General features: G+C 59.2%; 16 protein-coding genes and 1 pseudogene. 16 read left to right on the top strand and 1 reads right to left on the bottom strand.

Annotated elements, in window-relative coordinates:
* Positions 1–651: 651 nt before the first annotated feature.
* Complete coding sequence (gene dctA / locus BRAD3257_RS34505; RefSeq protein WP_122405528.1) at positions 652–1,962, bottom strand: C4-dicarboxylate transporter DctA; 1,311 nt, start codon at positions 1,960–1,962, stop codon at positions 652–654.
* Between the two features lie 1,175 nt (positions 1,963–3,137).
* Between dctA and BRAD3257_RS34500 the strand changes: the two genes are divergently transcribed.
* From BRAD3257_RS34500 to hypE, 16 genes and pseudogenes are all read left to right on the top strand, one after another.
* A complete protein-coding gene (locus BRAD3257_RS34500; RefSeq protein ID WP_162500643.1) occupies positions 3,138–3,827 on the top strand; it encodes a molybdate ABC transporter permease subunit in 690 nt (229 codons plus the stop codon).
* A 78-nt stretch (positions 3,828–3,905) separates the two neighbouring features.
* A complete protein-coding gene (locus BRAD3257_RS34495) occupies positions 3,906–5,168 on the top strand; it encodes a serine hydrolase domain-containing protein (protein ID WP_122405527.1) in 1,263 nt (420 codons plus the stop codon).
* 827 nt (positions 5,169–5,995) lie between these two features.
* Positions 5,996–7,096 (top strand): hydrogenase small subunit, encoded by a 1,101-nt coding sequence (locus BRAD3257_RS34490; protein ID WP_122406916.1) that lies wholly within the window; start codon positions 5,996–5,998, stop codon positions 7,094–7,096.
* Between the two features lie 13 nt (positions 7,097–7,109).
* Positions 7,110–8,900 (top strand): nickel-dependent hydrogenase large subunit, encoded by a 1,791-nt coding sequence (locus BRAD3257_RS34485; protein ID WP_122405526.1) that lies wholly within the window; start codon positions 7,110–7,112, stop codon positions 8,898–8,900.
* Positions 8,901–8,904: 4 nt separating this feature from the next.
* Positions 8,905–9,614, top strand: a pseudogene (cybH, locus tag BRAD3257_RS34480) (Ni/Fe-hydrogenase, b-type cytochrome subunit).
* An 11-nt stretch (positions 9,615–9,625) separates the two neighbouring features.
* On the top strand, positions 9,626–10,198 hold the full coding sequence (locus tag BRAD3257_RS34475; protein WP_122405524.1) for a HyaD/HybD family hydrogenase maturation endopeptidase: 573 nt from the start codon (positions 9,626–9,628) through the stop codon (positions 10,196–10,198).
* 16 nt (positions 10,199–10,214) lie between these two features.
* Positions 10,215–10,505, top strand: coding sequence for a HypC/HybG/HupF family hydrogenase formation chaperone (locus BRAD3257_RS34470; RefSeq protein ID WP_122405523.1), 291 nt, complete (start codon positions 10,215–10,217; stop codon positions 10,503–10,505).
* 189 nt (positions 10,506–10,694) lie between these two features.
* Entirely contained in the window at positions 10,695–11,141 is a 447-nt protein-coding gene (locus BRAD3257_RS34465; protein WP_122405522.1) for a hypothetical protein, read from the top strand.
* A complete protein-coding gene (locus BRAD3257_RS34460; protein WP_122405521.1) occupies positions 11,138–12,001 on the top strand; it encodes a hydrogenase expression/formation protein in 864 nt (287 codons plus the stop codon). Before BRAD3257_RS34465 ends, BRAD3257_RS34460 begins: the two co-directional genes overlap by 4 nt.
* Before the next feature lie 100 nt (positions 12,002–12,101).
* Positions 12,102–13,196 (top strand): hypothetical protein, encoded by a 1,095-nt coding sequence (locus BRAD3257_RS34455; RefSeq protein ID WP_122406915.1) that lies wholly within the window; start codon positions 12,102–12,104, stop codon positions 13,194–13,196.
* Positions 13,189–13,530 (top strand): hydrogenase maturation nickel metallochaperone HypA, encoded by a 342-nt coding sequence (hypA, locus tag BRAD3257_RS34450; RefSeq protein WP_122405520.1) that lies wholly within the window; start codon positions 13,189–13,191, stop codon positions 13,528–13,530. The genes BRAD3257_RS34455 and hypA overlap by 8 nt, the downstream gene beginning before the upstream one ends.
* A complete protein-coding gene (hypB, locus tag BRAD3257_RS34445) occupies positions 13,530–14,486 on the top strand; it encodes a hydrogenase nickel incorporation protein HypB (RefSeq protein ID WP_162500641.1) in 957 nt (318 codons plus the stop codon). Before hypA ends, hypB begins: the two co-directional genes overlap by 1 nt.
* Positions 14,483–16,732: a carbamoyltransferase HypF gene (hypF, locus tag BRAD3257_RS34440; protein WP_122405519.1), complete on the top strand. Its 2,250-nt coding sequence runs from the start codon at positions 14,483–14,485 to the stop codon at positions 16,730–16,732. The genes hypB and hypF overlap by 4 nt, the downstream gene beginning before the upstream one ends.
* Before the next feature lie 55 nt (positions 16,733–16,787).
* Entirely contained in the window at positions 16,788–16,967 is a 180-nt protein-coding gene (locus BRAD3257_RS34435; RefSeq protein ID WP_312016232.1) for a HypC/HybG/HupF family hydrogenase formation chaperone, read from the top strand.
* Positions 16,964–18,106: a hydrogenase formation protein HypD gene (hypD, locus tag BRAD3257_RS34430; protein ID WP_122405517.1), complete on the top strand. Its 1,143-nt coding sequence runs from the start codon at positions 16,964–16,966 to the stop codon at positions 18,104–18,106. The genes BRAD3257_RS34435 and hypD overlap by 4 nt, the downstream gene beginning before the upstream one ends.
* On the top strand, positions 18,103–19,149 hold the full coding sequence (hypE, locus tag BRAD3257_RS34425; protein ID WP_122405516.1) for a hydrogenase expression/formation protein HypE: 1,047 nt from the start codon (positions 18,103–18,105) through the stop codon (positions 19,147–19,149). The genes hypD and hypE overlap by 4 nt, the downstream gene beginning before the upstream one ends.
* Positions 19,150–19,292: the final 143 nt, after the last annotated feature.

Here is a 19,292-nt window from a genome sequence, read left to right as displayed (position 1 = left end):
AATGGCACTGTGCCGAGATACGAAGGCGAAGCTACGCGACTGCTTTGTATCTCCTAAGGCCGTCACGCCTGGGTGCGGAGGACTTGTCTGGTTGGCCCGAAACGAGCTCGCGCAGCGACGCCGAGCCCCACACTAGCCGTGTAGGACGCCACGGCTCCGCCGAGGTGCCATCTAATCAGTGCTGATCACAGCATCGATCTAATGCGGCAGCGCGGACCGTGACAAGGGATGACGAGTTGGGGCAGCAAGATCTCAACCAAGTCGTCGGTCGGACGACGCAAGCGCAGAGCGCGCACATGGGCAATTGTAGGCGCAGCAGCACCTACGTCCGTCAGGCTGGACACGTTCTGTCGCAGTCCTGTTATGTTGCACGGCAGGCGTTCAGATGTCCGGGGGCTTGAAGGCGCAAGACGTGAAGGCGCAAGACGCGATTGAAAATGACGCTTGAAAGCTCCTACTGTTTTGCTCGGCTGGCATCTTTTCAGGGCGGCTGCGGGGGGCAGACGCGGGGCAAGGGCTGCGCACCGAAGATCGCGCGTGAAAGTTTGGGCTCGTCTCAAGTCGGCTGTGTCGATTCGAACAACGAGAAATGTGGCTGCGCTTGTATTCGGTGCGTCTTCGAACGGCGGTTGTTAAGTTACGGGGCCTATCTCATCGTGTGTCGATAGTGGTGGAAGCAGTGGGCTCGTTGAGCCGCGCCTGCAGCGTCGCGTGCTCGAGCTCGTCTTCCCACCAGGATACGAACACGGCGGCGATGCCATTGCCGGTGATGTTTGTAAGGGCGCGCACCTCGCTCATGAACTTGTCGATCGAAAATACGATTGCCATGCCCGGCACCAGCGCTGGGTTGACCACCGACAACGTCGCAGCAAGCGTGATGAAGCCCGCGCCGGTGACGCCGCTTGCTCCCTTCGACGTTAGCATCGCCACGAGCAGGATCGTGAGCTGCTGGCTAAAGGTGAGGTCCACCCCGAGTGCCTGGGCAATGAACAATGTCGCAAGTGTCATGTATATATTGGTGCCGTCCAGGTTGAAAGAGTAGCCAGTTGGCACCACCAGGCCGACCACGGGCTTCGAGCAGCCCAGCCGTTCGAGCTTCTCCATTAATTGCGGCAGCGCGCTTTCAGAGGACGATGTGCCGAGCACGATCAGAATCTCGTCCTTGATATAGGCAATGAACTTGAAGATTGAAAAGCCAACGAGGCGCGCGATCAAACCGAGCACCACCATGACAAATAACGCCGCCGTCGCGTAAAACAGCGCGATCAGGCCGATCAAATTGCCGAGTGCTGCCGGCCCGAATTTGCCGATAGTGAAGGCCATGGCGCCGAAAGCGCCGATCGGGGCCGCTTTCATGATGATAGCGATCACGCCGAACACCGCGTGCGCGACGTCGTCAATCATTCCTCGCAGCCGCTCCCCACGGCTTCCTAACGCCATCAGCGAAAAGCCGAATAGGATCGCGAACAGGAGAACCTGCAGAACATCGCCACGAGCGAAGGCGCCGACCACGCTATCGGGAATGATGTTGAGAAAGAAATCGACGGTCTTCGAGGCTTCCGCCTGCTTGACGTAATTGGCGACCGCCGCAGCATCCGGCTTCACCGCAAGGCCATGACCGATTTGGACCAGATTGCCCATAAGAAGGCCCAACACCAAGGCGAAGCTGGAGACGATCTCGAAATAGACCAGCGCCTTGACGCCGACGCGCCCGACTTTCTTTGCATCCTGAATATGCGCAATACCAGATGTGACGGTGCAGAAAATGATCGGCGCGATCACCATCTTAATAAGCTTGATAAACCCGTCACCGAGCGCCTTGACCCAGTCGTTGGTCGCGACAGACGGCCATAGGCAACCGACCATAGCGCCAATTAAGATCGCGATCAGCACCTGCACGTAGAGAATCTTATACCAAGCTTGCGACGCGCGTGCGGGCGCCGCAGTTGCAATGGTGGTCATGACGCTTCCTTCCCGAATATACTCGAATGTGAGCCGCCGCGTCATTGAGAGACGACAGCGTCATACGAGACTCATCGTTTTTAGCCGTGTCCGATTGAAGACGGTTCCGAGAGCCGGTGCGTCGTTCCAAAGGCAGGCGTTTAGTTGCGTTATCCTTTCTCGTTAAGCAAGATATGCACCAGTTGCCCAAAGTGCGCCCGATTAAGAGTCTCGGACAAACCGTCTGTCTCTGGGCTGCATCGGTTTGAGTGCTCGGCCCGCGTTCGCAAGGTCGAACAAAAAGTTGCAGTGAGACGCGTAACTTGATCGGCTGAGCGCATTAGCGGAGTCCCGTCTCGTGATGGAAGCCCGAGCGTTATCGATATGCGCCAACTGCTGAGATGGATGCAACAGTAGATGACATTGGTAAAATTGATAGTTTGGATTGTACTCATCCACGCGATGGAAGCCTGGTTTAGGAGCTCGATTGCGCGGCAATAATCTTGAATCGATGCACTGCCTTGTCACTAGCGGCAAAGCTCGTTCGTGCACGAGGCATTTGTCTCCAGGTCTGCGCTAACGATACGCATTAGGCAGGTTGGTCGAGAGACGGCCTTCGCTGTTGGCCCCTCAGCGCCTTTTGCCGCGTCGCAGAAGCACCGTCACGATGATTACTCAGCTAGATCGTTCGCGTTGCTGCCAAAGGGCAGGATTCCTGCGATCCGTTCTATTACCGGCAGCGAGTGCGGCGTTTGAGCCACCGACAAACCAAATAGGCATCTCTGGCGGCGTCAAATTCTGCCGTTCCGTTGCGCGACCGTCGCTGTCTGCTCGGCGACAGAGATGCCAGAAATCTGACATGGCGTTAGGTCCACGCCACAGCGACGTCGAACGTCTATGCGAATTTCCTCCATGTTGCGCATAGCGCGTCCCATAGTTCGCACGCGGCACAGGAATTGCTGATTTCAACGAGGAGGTGCCGCCGTCAGATGGATGGAAGCGGCCCTGTCACAGGAGTTGCCGATGAGACTTGCGACGCTACTCTTGCTCGTAGAAACGACGCGCGTGAATGTGACGGCCGCCATGAAGTGCGGCGCGACTAAAAGGCGATCCGCGCCACATACCTGGGCGAGCCGGACATGCAGGCGATCACTGGGCCCGTAAGCCGACCTACTTTCATTTTTGGGCTGACGCATATGGATGTCTTTTCGGCAGAGATTGCGCAATCCGTTGCGCTCACGATTGAGCTCGCCAGCGTAACAACCGTGATCCTCCTCGTGATTGGTGTGCCCCTCGCTTGGTGGCTAGCGCGCTCAAAGACTCTTTTGAGCGAGGCGGTGACGACGATGATCGCGCTGCCGCTAGTGCTACCGCCGACGGCTCTCGGCTTTTGCTTACTCGTGTTGCTCGGCCCAAACGGACCGGGTGGCGTTCTCGCCTCTTTGTGGGGCGAGCGCACGCTCGCTTTTACCTTCGCGGGAATCGTGATCGGATCGGTCCTCTCGGCGCTGCCGTTGGTGGTGCAGCCGATCCGTAACGCCTTTGTTGCGATAGGAGATCACCAGATGGAAACTACGGGGCGCGTTTCGTCATTGTATGCCCTCATTACCATCAGGGGGCCGCTGGCGCGATTGGAATTCGTTAAAGCCGCCGTGGTTGGCTTTTCTCATACGATTGGCACATTTGGCGTCGTGATGATGATCGGCGGCAACATTCCTGGGCGCACCAAGGTTTTGTCAGCCTACGTGGTAGACTACGTCCAAGCATCGCGCTGGCGCGAGGCAAGTGTGCTTGCCGGCGGTATGGTGATGTTCGCCTTTGCGGCAATCTTCACCTTATCCCTCATCGACAGACACTGTGCCAGGAGAGGCACCGAGCCGTCTTAGGTTAGCCGGCCGGACATATCCGATCACGACCGAGCAGCAGTAATGCAAGCCGGATCCATCAATCCTTGCGAGGCTACAATGAACAAGCTTGTTATGGCCGTAGCGGCTGCTGGAATCGGCTTCAATTCAGTGCACTCCGCGCCTCTGCCCGAAGCGACGGCCCATGACGTCGGCGTTTCTCAGCAGCGCCTCGCCAAGCTCGACGAGTTCTTCGCTCGCGAAATCGCTAGTAAACGCGTGCCGGGTGCGGTGGTTGCAATCGCCAGGGACGGCAAGCTGATTCACTACAAGGCGTACGGGCAACTCGATCCTGCAAAAGGAAAGTCGATGCGGCTCGACGCGATGTTCGCACTTGCGTCTATGACCAAGCCGATGGTGGCCGTTGCGGGACTTATCCTCATGGAGCAAGGCCGCCTGCCTCTACGGGCCAGGCTTGCGGATTATTACCCGGAATTCGCAAACATGAAGGTGGGAGTGCCACAGCATGACGGCTCATTGGAGTTTCAAACGCAGAGTTCTCCGATCTACATCCACGATCTCTATCGCCACACATCCGGGCTCACCTATGGCGTGCCCCCCGACAGCTCAGACCAAGTGGCGCGTCTCTATCCCGATTTCGCCGCTCCGCCACTAAGGGGCGATAAGCAGGCGTTCATCGAAGCAATTACTAAGCTGCCGCTAGCGCACCAACCGGGGACGGAATTCGAATACGGCTTCTCGACCGATGTGCTGGGAGCTGTCGTGGAACAGGTCAGCGAACAGCGATTGGGCGACTATCTGGCCAGAAATCTGTGGACGCCCATCGAAATGCAGGATGCCACTTTCCATTTGTCTGAATCGCAACGCGAACGCCTCGCTCATCCATTTCCAGCCGACCCGCTTACGGGAAAGCCACAGGACATCGAGCTCCTCGAAAGTTCGACGAAGTTTGACTGCGGGGGAGCCTGCGCATTTGCGACAGTCGGTGACTACGTGCGCTTTGGACAAATGCTGCTCAACGGCGGGGAGCTCGATGGGCAGCGCATTCTCGGTCCGAAGACGGTGCGCCACATGATTTCCGACCATCTCGGGGCAGAGATCAAAAATAAGGTGGCCAATGTGGAGGCGCACCGTGCCGGCTTCGGCTTCGGGCTCGGAGTAGCTGTACGCATAAACGAGGGTCTCTCGGCGGTTCCGGGCAATCCAGGTGAGTTCACTTGGACTGGCGCCTACGGGACACAATTTTTCTGCGACCCAAAGGAGCGTCTCGTCGTGGTGGTCGGAACGGCAGCGCCCGGAGAAATCCGGAAGTATTACCGCGAACAAGTCCAATATATCGTCTATGCTGCAATAATCCGATAATCCGCTTTCGGCCGAAAGGCTCGGCCAACAATTTTTTGGGGTGGTCGGCAGACAGTGCTGCTACTGCGCATCAATTCGATTGAAAGTCGGCGCCGTTACCTGCTATCCGCGTTGGCGCGGATGGCGCCAGTGCTTCAACAACGAGATCGGCTTCGCTATCCCGAAGAAACTCTTGCAAGCGGGTTTGCCGTCGCGATGCGCCAAGACGATCGCGCATTGCTGTCGATCGGCTCGCGCGATGAACGCTCCTGTGATAGCTCCGAACGTCCAGGCTCTCGCTTACGATCCTGCAGCGATGCCGTGCGGCAAGGCGCTTTGAATTAAAGGCAGACTGGATCGATCAGACCAAAAAAGCGAGGGCGGTGTCCGACTCACATTGCTGCTTCTCTTCGTCTATCGACAGACGCTTTGGTACGGGCTGCTTGCGCAGTTGCGACTATGAGCGGATTAACGCCCCTTTGGTCAACAATCGGCAAGTCTGATTAACACTGGGGGGGCAGTTCGGTGCCCGTCAACTGCACCAATTCCATTGAACAACCGGCATAACACGTGAGTGTCGCGGTCATGCAAACGGGAGCAAGACGTAGTCGCCGTGCAGTGGTGAAACATCGTGCTGCTCTGTTGAAGTGCTCACATGGACGTCCAAAACCGGACACCATTGGCATGACAGATCAATCGCGCAGCTTGTGGCTCGCTGGCTGCTTTCGACAGTCCGCAAATCCCGAAGCGGTGACATGGTATCTGTCAAGTGTTTCGCTTCGGTGGCTTGTTTCTTGCTGAACGTCAGTAATTCGTTACGGCCGAAGACAACTCACATGGAACGCTTCATGAGTGGTGCAACGGAAACGTTCTACAGCGTGATCAGACGTCAGGGTATGACGCGTCGTAGTTTCCACAAATTCTGCAGTTTGACTGCCACGAGCTTGGGGCTTGGTCCGCTCGCCGCAAGCAGTATTGCCAATGCCCTGGAGACCAAACCGCGTTTGCCCGTCATTTGGCTGCACGGGCTCGAGTGTACCTGCTGCTCGGAAAGTTTTATCCGCTCGGCCCATCCCTTGATCAAGGACGCGCTGCTGTCGATGATTTCGCTCGACTATGACGATACGATCATGGCGGCGGCGGGACACCAGGCCGAAGCCATCTTGGAGGAAACTCGTGCCAAGTACAAAGGCAGGTATGTGCTCGCCGTCGAAGGCAATCCACCGCTGAACGAGGGTGGCATGTTCTGCATTGACGGCGGCAAGCCGTTCGTTGAAAAGCTCAGGTCCATGGCGGAAGAGTCCATGGCCATCATCGCTTGGGGTACGTGTGCGTCTTGGGGATGCGTGCAAGCGGCCAAGCCCAATCCGACTGGCGCGGCGCCGATCGATAAGGTGATCACGAACAAGCCGATCATCAAGGTGCCTGGGTGCCCGCCTATCGCGGAGGTCATGAGTGGCCTCGTGACTTTCATCACCACGTTCGGAAAGCTTCCGGAGCTCGATCGCCAAGGGCGTCCAAGTATGTTCTATTCCGAGCGCATTCACGACAAGTGCTATCGGCGTTCCCATTTCGACGCTGGCCAATTCGTCGAAGAGTGGGACGATGAGTACGCACGCAAGGGCTATTGCCTGTACAAGATGGGCTGCAAGGGGCCAACCACCTACAATGCCTGTTCGGCCCTTCGGTGGAACGGCGGCGTTTCATTTCCGATTCAATCCGGCCATGGCTGCTTTGGCTGCTCCGAAGACGGCTTCTGGGATAAGGGGTCATTTTACGACCGACTCACAACCATCAAGCAGTTCGGGATCGAGGAGAACGCCGACCAGATCGGCATGGCCGCTGCCGGCGTAGTTGGGCTAACCGTCGCTGCACATGCGGCGATCACGGCCGTGAAGCGGATGACCCACAAGCCGGATCGCGCACCCCACAAAAGCAAACCGAGTTGAGGAGGGGGCGACGGTGGCCGTCCAGACACCGAATGGGTTCAATCTTGATCGTTCAGGCAGGCGAATCGTCATCGATCCGTTGACGCGGATCGAAGGCCACCTGCGTGTCGAAGCCAATCTCGATTCCGACAATGTGATCCGCAATGCGGTCTCGAGCGGGACGATGTGGCGTGGTATCGAAGTCATCCTGCGCGGGCGCGATCCTAGAGACGCCTGGGCGTTCACCGAGCGGATTTGCGGGGTCTGCACCGGCACCCATGCGCTCACCTCCGTGCGCGCGGTTGAAAATGCACTAGGAATTGCGATTCCGGAGAATGCCAATTCGATCCGCAACATCATGCAGCTGTGCCTGCTCGTGCATGATCACCTCGTACATTTCTATCACCTGCACGCACTGGATTGGGTCGACGTGGTCTCCGCGCTCAAGGCCGATCCGAAGTCGACCTCCGCGCTCGCGCAGTCTATCTCGCCCTGGCCGCTGTCGTCCCCTGGCTATTTTAAGGATTTGCAGATCCGGCTCACCAAATTCTTCGGATCAGGGCAACATGGTCCGTTCAAGAATGGCTATTGGGGGCATCCGGCCTACAAGCTGCCACCGGAAGCCAACCTCATGGCTGTAGCGCATTATCTGGAAGCGCTGGACTTCCAGAAGGAGATCGTCAAGATCCAAGCTATCTATGGTGGTAAGAACCCGCATCCGAACTGGCTGGTCGGCGGCGTGCCCTGTGCGATCAATACCGACGGAACTGGTGCGGTGGGTGCGATCAATATGGAGCGACTGAACATCGTCTCCTCGATCATCGACCGTTCGATCGAGTTTGTCGAACACGTCTATCTGCCCGACATTGTCGCGATCTGCTCGTTCTATAAGGACTGGCTCCATGGCGGCGGACTTTCGAGCAAGAACGTGATGTCGTATGGCGACATCCCCGAAAACGCAAATGACTGTTCCGCCAAAAGCTTTAAGCTGCCGCGCGGGGTCATTCTTGGGGGCAATCTGAACGAGATACTGCCGATCGACCATGGTGATCCCGAGCAGATCCAGGAATTCGTCGCGCATTCATGGTATAAATATCCAAGTGATTGCTGTGGATTGCATCCCTGGGACGGTATCACCGAGCCGCGTTTTGAACTTGGGCCAAAACTCAAAGGCAGCAAGACAGATATTAAGGAGCTCGACGAAGGCGGCAAGTATTCCTGGATCAAAGCGCCGCGCTGGCGCGGCCACGCGGTGGAAGTCGGGCCGTTGGCGCGATACATCATCGGTTATGCGCAAGGCAAAGCTGGGTTCAAGGAGCCGGCCGAGAGACTGCTCAAGGGGCTCAATCTTCCCCTGACTGCGCTGTTCTCGACGCTTGGCCGCACTGCGGCGCGGGCGCTCGAATGCCAGTGGGCGGCGCATCAGATGCGTTATTTCCAGGATAAGCTGGTAATGCACATCAAGGCAGGCAATACGGCAACTGCCGATGTCAGCAGGTGGAAGCCGGAAAGCTGGCACAAGGAGGCCAAGGGCTACGGGTTCAGTGAAGCCCCGCGCGGTGCGCTTGGGCACTGGATCAAGATCAAGGGCGCCAAGATCGACAATTATCAATGTGTCGTGCCAACGACGTGGAACGGATCTCCTCGCGATGCCAAGGGCAATATTGGCGCTTTTGAAGCCTCCTTGATCGGTACCCCGATGGTCGATCCACACCGGCCCCTGGAGATCTTGCGCACGATCCATTCCTTTGATCCGTGCTTGGCTTGCTCGACCCACGTGATGAGTCCCGACGGCCAAGAAATGGCTTCGGTCAATGTTCGTTAGCGACATGCTGGATAGAGCCCGAAAGCTCCTTGCCGCCGCCGATGCGGAACCCATTGACCGGAGCATCGGCGCTGGCACCGCCTACGCGCCGGTGCGACTGTGGCATTGGGTTAATGCGGCGGCAATTCTGATGCTGAGTTTAACCGGCTATCTCATTGGAACCGGTACACCCGCGATGTCGGGAGAGGCAAGCGGCAATTTCCTGTTCGGCTATATCCGCTTTGCTCATTTCTCGGCGGGATATGTGCTCAGTATCGGCTTTCTTCTGCGGATCTACTGGGCGTTGATCGGAAACGCGCATGCCATGCAGATATTTTGGTTGCCGCTCTGGCGCAGGTGCTTTTGGCGCGAAGTGTACCACGAGATTCGCTGGTACGGGTTCCTTACAGTTGAGCCCGAGAGGCGGCTCGGGCACAACCGTCTTGCTCAGTTAGCAATGTTCTTCATGTTTACGCAGACGATGACGTTCATGGTCGTCACCGGCTTTGCACTTTATGGGCAAGGTGCCGGTACTGACAGCTGGCAGTACAAGCTGTTTGGTTGGGTATTTTCAATTTGGCCGAACAGTCAGGATGTCCACACCGGGCATCATCTCGGCTTGTGGATGATCGTGACTTTTGCGCTGGTCCACATCTACGCGGCGGTTCGGGAAGACTCATGTCGCGCCGGAGCATCTCTTCAATGATATCGGGTGAGCGCGGGTTTCGCGATTGACTGGGCCGCGGATGAATCCGGAAAACAAGAAAAGGATTCTGGTGCTCGGCATCGGCAATATACTGTGGGCGGATGAGGGATTCGGCGTAAGGGTGGTCGAGGAGTTTCACCGCCGCTACGCGATCGATGACAACGTAACCGTCCTCGATGGCGGTACACAGGGACTCTATCTCGTCAGTTTTCTGGAGCAGGCCGATTGCCTGATCGTCTTCGATGCCGTCGACTATGGAATGCTGCCCGGGCAGTTGAAGCTGGTGCGAGATGACGAAGTGCCAAAATTTACCGCCGCCAAGAAGGTGAGCCTGCATCAGACCGGCTTCCAGGAGGTCTTGAGTGCGGCCGACCTGCTTGGTCGGTGCCCGCGGGAGCTCGCTCTCATCGGCTGTCAGCCGCTGGACCTAGAGCATTGGGGCGGTCCGCTGACAGTCCCGGTACGCCTTCAGATTGCGCCTGCGATTGAACTGGCTTGCAAACTCCTGGCGCAGTGGGACTCGCCGGCAAAGCCGCGGACCTCGCCGCTGCCTGCATCAGAACGGCTGTTAGCGAACAATATCGACGATGCAAACTATGAGATGGGGGCTTAGCTGGCGCCGACTGATCATGTGCCTTGGATTGCCAATGACGATTATCGAGACCGACGGCATCACAGCGCTGTGCGAGTATGGCGATGAACAGCGGCGCGTCTCGGTCGTGCTGCTCTCCGACGCCTCGGCCGGCGCCAAGGTGCTCGTTCATATCGACAGCGCGGTGCGGCTTTTGGACGAAAATGAAGCAAGGCTGATCTCGGAGGCACTTGAGGGGCTTGAGGCCAGCCTCAACGGCCAGGACTGCGATTGCTTCTTTGCGGACTTGATCGCTCATGAGCCGCAATTGCCGGAGCACCTGCGCTAGCAGTTCCGCTCGCCAGTTGCGCCGACCAGGCTTCTCACAAATCGTATCCCAGTCGCACGTACCTTTGCATCGAAAATGTCAGGCGCCTCGACCCGCTGGTTCGAGCGCGAGACGCGGACAGAAAGTGATTGGCATACCCCTTGCTATTACCCTGCTAGCGGAACCGAACATTGTCAGGGAAGGCGTGTGATGAAGTTGCAGCCGACGCAGCATGGTCTGGCGCGACCCGCTCCATTCGACGTGGAGGGCGTCAGCGTCCATGCGCGCCTGGTCGCGAACGCTCCCGTGAGGGCGGCCGTGATGCCGCTGCCGGTGGCCGATCCCCTATATTTGCTCCGGATCATCCACGTCGCATTCTTACTTCCTGAGATGGCCAATACGTTTCGGCGGCGCAGGCAAGGTGCAGTGCCTGCGCGCGGCGTAGGTGGCGAACTGGTTGAGTGGCTCGGCCTACGAGCCCCGTCGACGCTGATCCTCGGCCAACGGCACGATACACTCCGCCTGATCGGCAGGAGGCCGGTCCCTTTCATCGCGATCGATCGCATTTCGGTACCGATGGTTCGGCCACACGCCGGCAGCGCTTGTGTCGGCAAGTGCATTGCCTCTCGATCCAGCCAACGGATCATCGCATTATGAAAACAGCGATCCGCGTTATATCCGATGGCGCCGACGGGGCGGCGAATGACCTTGCCACGGGCACTAGAAGTCTCGATGTATTCTACAGCGGGTTGACGAGTGCGCGTGCGCTCGCCCAGCGAGCCTGGCGCGACGGCAACGAGCTTGCAAGGACCTATCCGAATGCCACCGCGGTACTATCGAACGCCGCTGCTGCCGTCGCCAGGCAGAGAAGCGGCGCTCGGACGCAACTGTACGGCCTCGCTAATCTCAGCGATCCCGAGCGCAAGCTGATAGCCGAAGTGCTCGGCGCAGGTGAGGTCGCCGGCGTGGTTGCGCTGCCAGATGGCTCTTTGGCGCAAATCCGTGAGTCCGTGCTTGCAGGAATTTGGCGCGTGCGCATCGGAAGCGGGCCAGCGCGCGAATATCTTGAGGTCGGAGCGATCCCGCAGATTGTCCGGCGCGCTGCAAATGACCTGACGTCCGTCGATCTTGCGATCGGCCCGGCGCCGGTGGGCGCAATGAACGTGCAACCGGTGCTCGCCGAAATACGCGAGCGGGCCCGCGGCTGGCGCTTTGGCATGCGCGCGCATGTCATCAATCTCACCTTGCTGCCGATGAGCGTTATCGACCTAGCATTCCTGCAGCAAAGCCTGGGCAATGGTCCGGTCCAACTCATCTTTCGCGGCTACAGCACGTGCCGTGTGCAGGCGACCGGGATCAGGAACGTCTGGTCGGTGCAGTTCTTCAATTCTACGGACAATATCATCCTTGATACGTTGGAGATCGGCGACGTTCCAATTGTTGCGTTGGCTGCCGACGAGGATTTCCAGGACTCTGCCGAGCGCATGCAGGAAATTATTGAGGCGTACTTCACATGAAGAGCTTGGAGAGCGCTCGCCGTCCGGTGAGATTCCGTAGATGGCGCGGGCGCAGCGACCGCCGGCTTACGTGGCGCAGGATGTTGGTGGAGCGGTGCGCATGAGCCTCGCTGCCGGCAACAAGATCGATGTCACCGTATCGCTAGCTTCCGACGTAGTCGCCGCGATCGAGATCCTGCCGCGAGTCCGGCCTCCGCTGGCACGGCTGTTCGCTGGCAAACAAGCCTCGTCGCTGCTCAACGTGCTGCCGCGGCTCTTCGCATTGTGTGCCGCTGCACAGCAAATTGCACTACTGTCCGCGGTCGAGACGGCGCGCGACGAAGCGATCACTCGCGCAACAAAACAGCGTCGTATTGCGCTTATCGTTATTGAGCGCATTGCGGATTTGCTACGCAGTCTGTTTGTCGGACATCTTGCGCAAGACGTCGCGGGTGCGGCGGCAATCCGCTCCTTGATGCGGGGAATGTCAGCGCTTCTTGGCAGCGCACACTCACCCTGGGGCTCTGCCCAATGCGAAGCAACAGCGCGGATCGTAGGTGCGCTGAACGCGCTCGGCATGTCGGATGAGGGGCGCGCGGTGAGGTCCGGTAGCCCATTGGCGCTTCGCATTGCAGCGCTTGATGAGATCGGCCTGAAGCCAATTCCAGCGGACCACTCGTTCCTGTCCGTTGCTGACGACCTCAATATCGTTAAACGGCTGCTCGTGGATGGCCCGACATTTTGCTATCGTCCGGATCTTGACGGACATGTGCCCGAGACGGGTCCATGGGCGCGCCAAATGACGCGTGATCGGCTCCCGCCGAGCCCCTCCGGTGCGGCCGAGCGGCTGGTTGCCAGAATTGCTGAAACGCTCCGATTATGTGCCTGGCTCAAGGCCGGTGCTCAGATTGACTCGGCGGAGCATGGGATTGTCGAAAGATATAAGTTAGGATTCGGCCGTGCGGCGGCCGCGGTCGAGTGCGCCAGGGGGCGTCTCTACCACGCGGTTGAGCTTGATCCTCAGGGCCGGATATCCCGCTTCGAATTCCTTGCGCCGACGGAGTGGAATTTCCACCCGTGCGGACCGCTTGTCCGCAGCCTGCAGGGCGCGGTGCTGACGGGTAGACCACGTCGGGATGCAGTCGATGCGGTGATTGCATCGCTCGATCCGTGCGTCGGGTTCACTCTCAGTTTTCGCGAAGTTGGCCATGCATGAAATGGCGATTTGTCTTGGCGTCATTCAAATTGTCGAGGAGGAAGTACGTCACGGATCGTTTTCGCGGGTGCGGAGCGTCTGCCTAGAGATGGGTGCGCTGAGTCATGCCGCGCCTGAAGCGATCAGGTTCTGCTTTTCTGCGGTTGCAGCGCGGACCGTTGCCGAAGGTGCAGTCCTTAACATCGTCGAACTGCCAGGCGTTGCCTGGTGCATGAGCTGTTCGAAGAACGTCGAGATTGCGCAACGCGGTGAGTGCTGTCCTTGCTGCGGCAGCTATCAGTTGCAGGTAACCGCGGGCGAACAGATGCGCGTGAAAGAACTGGAGATCGATTGATGTGTACCGTTTGCGGCTGCAACGAAGGGTCGCCGTCGACCAAACGCGCCAAGGCGCATGATGTGGAGAGACATGAGCGATACGATGCCCATGTGCAGGTCGATTGCGATCACCATTATGCCCGTCCGCATGGCGAGCAAGGCCTTCAGCGTTTAAACCATGCTGGCGATAGTCATAGTCGTCACCGCTGCTCTGCCCATCACCAGGCTCATGGCGGGCAGGCGCTTCTGAGCGGCGCCGAGCCGGCTGGCTTGAAGGTCGCCGGCGTGAGCAGGGAACGGGTCATTCAGATCGAGCGCGATATTCTTGCCAAGAATAATGGGATTGCGGCGGACAACCGCGCGTTCTTCGTCGCTGATGACCTGTTTGTATTTAATCTTTTGTCCAGTCCTGGTGCAGGTAAAACGACGCTGCTCGTCCGCGCCGTGTCTGAGCTCAAGCGCAGCCGGCCAGTCGGGGTCATCGAGGGCGACCAGCAGACCTCGAACGATGCCGAACGCATTCGGGCCGCCGGCGTGCCAGCCATCCAAGTTAACACCGGCAAGGGTTGCCATCTCGACGCGGCGATGATTGGCGAGGCCTATCGCCGTTTGCCGCAGCTCACGGGTGGTATTCTCTTCATCGAAAACGTCGGCAATCTGATCTGTCCCGCCGCCTTTGATCTTGGCGAGGCCTGCAAGATCGTAATGCTGTCGATTACCGAAGGTGAAGACAAGCCGCTCAAATATCCTGATACGTTTGCCGCGTCTTCGCTCATGGTGATCAACAAGATCGATCTGGCTCCGCTGCTTGATTTCGATTTCGGCAAGACGATCGAATACGCCAGACGAGTCAATCCAAAGATCGAGGTGCTTGTCGTTTCGGCTCGCACAGGCGAGGGGTTTGGCGCGCTCTACGCCTGGATCGATAGGCAGGCGGGGCATCAGAGGCGCTCCATAGAGGACACAAGGCGATGAGCGCCGCAACCACCTGCGGAACGCGGCTGCGCGTGCGCGTGAGTGGGACAGTGCAAGGGGTCGGGTTTCGTCCGTACGTCTATGGACTCGCCAAGCGCCACGGATTGGCGGGCTTTGTCATCAATGGCCCGGAGGGCGTTACGATCGAGGTCGAGGGCCGCCGCGCGTCGGAGTTTGTGGCAACGTTGCCGCTCGAGGCGCCTCCATTGGCACGCATCGACCACATCTGCGTTCGGGAGACTGCAGCGCTGGGGGCGAAAGACTTTTCGATCGGCACGAGCGAAGGCGGCAAGTTGTCAACGCAGATTGCCCGTGATGCCGCCGTCTGCCAGCAATGCCTCAATGAGCTGTTCGATCCAGAAAATCGCCATTACCTTTACCCCTTCATCAGTTGCTGCCATTGCGGCCCACGCTACACCATCTCCGAACGGATTCCGTACGACCGCCGCAACACTGTGATGAGGGCTTTTAGGCTGTGCGCCGCTTGCGCGGCCGAATATGCCGATCCGGCGAGCCGCAGGTTTCATGCGGAGGCGATCGCGTGTCCGACATGTGGGCCTCGGCTCAGCCATGCGATCAGCGCCATTGTCGCTGCAATCGCGGGAGGACAAATCGTGGCGATAAAGGGGCTGGGCGGATACCAGCTTCTTTGCGATGCGCGTAACCAGGATGCCGTGCAGCGTTTGCGCAGGAGAAAGCAGCGCCTTCAGAAGCCGTTCGCCGTCATGGTCGATACCGTGGCCCGCGTCAGCGACATCGCGGAGGCGAACGCACCCGAGCTTGCGCTGCTCCAATCCGTAGCACGTCCCATCGTCCTTCTGCCTTCGCGCAACAATCTGGCGCCCGCCATAGCTCCTGGCTTATCGCGTGTGGGTGTTATGCTGCCTGTGGCGCCGCTGCATCACCTCATCCTTCATGCGCTTCGCTCGGCAGGAGCATGTGCGGGGACCGGCCCGGTCATCGTCGCCACCAGTGCCAATCTTTGCGGCGAACCGCTCCTGATCGACAACGCGCAGGCGCTGCGTCGGCTCAACGGGATCTCCGACCTTGTCGTGACCCATGATCGCGATATACTGACGCGTGCTGATGACTCCGTTGTGTCGGTGGTGGCTGGCCAGCCGCAATTCATTCGTCGCGCCCGTGGCTATGTTCCCGAACCGATCAGGCTTGCGAAGTCTGTGCCGCCCGTGCTCGCCGTCGGCGGCGCGCTGAAATCGACCATCACCATCACGCGGGACAACCAGGCGTTTGTCTCTCAGCATATTGGTGATCTGGATACGGCCGAAGGCATCTGTGCGTTCGAGGAGACGATCCGACACCTCACATCGACCCTTGATGTGGAGCCTGTCGCGATCGCCCATGATCTGCATCCCGATATGGCTTCTACCCGGTTTGCGGAAGCAAATGGCCGCGAGCTGGTCGCGGTCCAGCATCACCACGCCCACGCTGCCGCAGTGATCGCCGAGCATGGCCATGCAGGACCTGCGCTTGCTCTCGTGCTCGATGGTCATGGCCTTGGCTCAGAGGGCGGTAACTGGGGTGGCGAGCTATTGTTGTGCGAAGGAACGAGGTGCCGACGCATCGGGCACTTGGCGCCCCTGCAAATGCCTGGTGGAGATCGTGCAGCCCGCGAGCCGTGGCGCATGGCCAGCGCAGTATTGCACTTGGTCGGCCGGGGTAACGAAATCGGGCTGCGCTTTGCGGCGCAACGACAGGCCGGATCTGTGTCGGCCTTGCTCGATCAGCCGGGCGGGGCCACCACGACCAGTGCGGGCCGGTTGTTCGACGCGGTGGCGGCGCTGCTGGGGATTGCGTGTTTGCAGAGCTATGAGGGCGAAGCGGCGATGAAGCTCGAGGCGCTGGTGCGGCGGACTGAGATTCTCGAAGGCGGCTGGACGATCGAGGACAGCGTGCTGTCACTTCGTCCGCTGTTTGCACGGTTCATTGAAGATGACATTGACGCGGTGGGCGGCGCCGGGCTGTTTCATGGCACCTTCGCCGCTGCCTGCGTTGACTGGGTCACGCGGTCTGCCCGGACAACGGGCGTTAATACCGTCGTTCTGAGCGGCGGCTGCTTCCTGAACGCGGCGCTGGCGGATGAAATCCCGCGCGGTTGCATCGCGTCTGGCCTTACGCCGCTCGTGCCTCGGCGGGTGCCGCCCAATGATGGCGGTTTGAGCCTTGGCCAGGCCTGGATTGCCGCTCTGCAGATAGCTCAACAGTCCGCCAGGGGAGGAACAGCCTGATATGTGCCTTTCGGTTCCGGCAAAGATTGCGAAGATTCTTCCCAACGACATGGCCATGGTGTCCATCGATGGCATCAGCCTGGAGATATCGATTGCTCTCCTCGACGGGCTCAAGGTCGGCGATTGCGTCCTTGTCCATGTCGGCTATGCGCTTGCCAAGATTGATCCGGCGGAAGCCAAGCGCACGCTGGAGCTGCTCCAGGAGCTAGGCAGCGCAGGGGAACGCCGATCATGAAATATGCCGACGAATTTCGCGACAAGGCCATCGCGCAGGGAATTGCGCGTGCGATTGGCGTCGAGGTCAATTCGCAAAGAGAGTATCGTTTCATGGAATTCTGCGGCGGGCACACTCATGCGATTTCCCGTTATGGCCTCGAGGATCTGCTGCCCGCGAACGTCCGCATGATCCACGGGCCCGGTTGTCCCGTTTGCGTTCTGCCCGCCAGTCGAATCGATATGGCGATCCGGCTTGTCGACCGACCAGAGGTCACGCTGTGCGTCTACGGCGACCTGCTGCGCGCGCCTGGGTCGCACGGACAGTCCCTGTTGCGAGCTAAAGCGCTCGGCGGCGACATTCGGGTGGTCTACTCGACGCTCGACGCTATCCGGCTCGCCCAACAGGCGCCGAGCCGCGAGGTGGTCTTCTTTGCCATCGGATTTGAGACCACGACGCCCGCAACGGCGGTGATGATCCGAATTGCCGAGAAGAAGCGCCTGAAGAACCTCAGCGTGTTCTGCAACCACGTGCTTACACCCTCTGCGATGCACAGCATTCTCGAGAACCCCAAAATCCGCGACATCGGCGGGGTTCCAATTGACGGCTTCATCGGGCCTGCACATGTCAGCACCATTATCGGTACGCAGCCTTACGAGCCCCTGGCAGAACAGTTTGGCAAGCCGATCGTGGTCGCGGGATTTGAACCGCTCGATGTGATGCAGGCGATCCTGATGCTGGTGCGGCAGGTGAACGAAGATCGCTACGAGGTGGAGAACCAATATAGTCGAGCCGTCACGCGTGAAGGCAATCGGCGCGCCAAGGAGGAGGTATCGCAGATATTCGAGCTGCGCGAGCAGTTTGAATGGCGGGGGCTCGGAGCCGTGCCCAACAGCGGACTGGAGCTGAAACGGGCATACGCGCAATTCGACGCTGAGACGCGTTTTGCGATCCACGATCTGCGTGTCGCAGACAATCCGGCGTGCGAGTGCTGCGCAATCCTGCGTGGCGCCAAGCGGCCGGTCGACTGTAAGCTGTTTGGAACGGTCTGCACGCCGGAAACTCCCATAGGGTCCTGCATGGTATCATCGGAAGGCGCCTGTGCGGCGTATTGGACCTATGGTCGAGTTCGCGATGAACCGTTGAGGCGGCCGTCATGAGCGCAAAGGGCTATCAACGCAAGCTCGACATCGAGAACGGACGCGTTGATCTTTCCCACGGATCGGGGGGCCGTGCCATGGCGCAGCTGATCTCCGGCCTTTTTCACCAAGCCTTTGGTAATGAATGGCTCGCCCGCTGCAACGATCAGTCCGCGTTTGACGTTGCCGCAGGCAGGATGGTGATGACGACCGACGGCTATGTGGTCTCGCCGCTGTTCTTTCCAGGCGGCAATATCGGGTCATTGGCTGTGCACGGCACGATCAATGACGTCGCGATGTCCGGCGCGCGTCCCCTCTATCTGTCAGCCAGTTTTATCATCGAGGAGGGCTTCGCCTTTTCTGATCTGAAGGCGATCGCGGATTCCATGGGTGCGGCAGTACGCAGAGCCGGCGTTCACATCATTGCCGGAGACACCAAGGTCGTCGAGCGCGGCAAGGCGGATGGCCTGTTCATCTCTACGACCGGGATCGGGATTGTGGCCGATGGGCTCGATCTCTCCGCCGACAAGGCAAGGGTCGGGGATCGTGTGCTTGTGTCCGGTAGCCTCGGCGATCATGGGGTGGCGATCATGTCAAAGCGTCAGAACCTCGCTTTTCAAACCGAGGTCGTCTCGGATTCCGCCGCGTTGCATAACCTCGTAGCGGTCATGGTTGCCGCTGGCGGCAGCCGCATCCGGGTGATGCGCGACCCCACGCGGGGTGGGCTTGCCGCAACCCTCAACGAGATTGCGCATCAATCGGGGCTCGGGTTCCGTCTGCAGGAAGCATCCATTCCGGTGAAGCCGGCGGTCGCGGCTATCTGCGAACTCCTTGGACTCGATCCGATCCATGTCGCCAACGAAGGCAAGCTCGTTGCGATCGTCGCGCCTGATTTGGCCGATGCGGTGCTTGCAGCCATGAAGGCGCACCCGCTCGGGGCCGAGGCAGCTGATATCGGCGAAGCGGTGGCTGACGAACGGAAGTTTGTGCAGATGGCGACCGGTTTCGGCGGTCGACGAATCGTCGATTGGTTGTGGGGCGAACAATTGCCTCGCATCTGTTGAACGCGCTGCGCATCGTCCAGCTTTCGGAAACCAAGTTTATGATCAATGGTCATGAGCCATTACCCATCACCCAGTAGCTGACGGAAACTATCCCTTCTATCGGCAATCTGCCCAACCGGCAGACTGCGACTTCGCTCTTTAGG

Origin of the sequence: Bradyrhizobium vignae (assembly GCF_900324035.1) — a bacterium.
In the GTDB taxonomy this organism is placed as follows: Bacteria; Pseudomonadota; Alphaproteobacteria; order Rhizobiales; family Xanthobacteraceae; genus Bradyrhizobium; species Bradyrhizobium vignae.
Note: the sequence above shows the minus strand (reverse complement) of the source record. Positions and strands in the feature narration are given on the sequence as shown.

Coding starts and splice junctions, on each gene's coding strand:
- BRAD3257_RS34455 (WP_122406915.1), top strand. CDS start 12,102: ATGAGCCTCGCTGCCGGCAACAAGATCGATGTCACCGTATCGCTAGCT.
- BRAD3257_RS34435 (WP_312016232.1), top strand. CDS start 16,788: ATGGTGTCCATCGATGGCATCAGCCTGGAGATATCGATTGCTCTCCTC.
- hypB (WP_162500641.1), top strand. CDS start 13,530: ATGTGTACCGTTTGCGGCTGCAACGAAGGGTCGCCGTCGACCAAACGC.
- BRAD3257_RS34495 (WP_122405527.1), top strand. CDS start 3,906: ATGAACAAGCTTGTTATGGCCGTAGCGGCTGCTGGAATCGGCTTCAAT.
- BRAD3257_RS34500 (WP_162500643.1), top strand. CDS start 3,138: ATGGATGTCTTTTCGGCAGAGATTGCGCAATCCGTTGCGCTCACGATT.
- BRAD3257_RS34475 (WP_122405524.1), top strand. CDS start 9,626: ATGAATCCGGAAAACAAGAAAAGGATTCTGGTGCTCGGCATCGGCAAT.
- hypA (WP_122405520.1), top strand. CDS start 13,189: ATGCATGAAATGGCGATTTGTCTTGGCGTCATTCAAATTGTCGAGGAG.
- BRAD3257_RS34460 (WP_122405521.1), top strand. CDS start 11,138: ATGAAAACAGCGATCCGCGTTATATCCGATGGCGCCGACGGGGCGGCG.
- hypE (WP_122405516.1), top strand. CDS start 18,103: ATGAGCGCAAAGGGCTATCAACGCAAGCTCGACATCGAGAACGGACGC.
- BRAD3257_RS34470 (WP_122405523.1), top strand. CDS start 10,215: ATGTGCCTTGGATTGCCAATGACGATTATCGAGACCGACGGCATCACA.
- BRAD3257_RS34465 (WP_122405522.1), top strand. CDS start 10,695: ATGAAGTTGCAGCCGACGCAGCATGGTCTGGCGCGACCCGCTCCATTC.
- hypF (WP_122405519.1), top strand. CDS start 14,483: ATGAGCGCCGCAACCACCTGCGGAACGCGGCTGCGCGTGCGCGTGAGT.
- dctA (WP_122405528.1), bottom strand. CDS start 1,962: ATGACCACCATTGCAACTGCGGCGCCCGCACGCGCGTCGCAAGCTTGG.
- BRAD3257_RS34490 (WP_122406916.1), top strand. CDS start 5,996: ATGAGTGGTGCAACGGAAACGTTCTACAGCGTGATCAGACGTCAGGGT.
- hypD (WP_122405517.1), top strand. CDS start 16,964: ATGAAATATGCCGACGAATTTCGCGACAAGGCCATCGCGCAGGGAATT.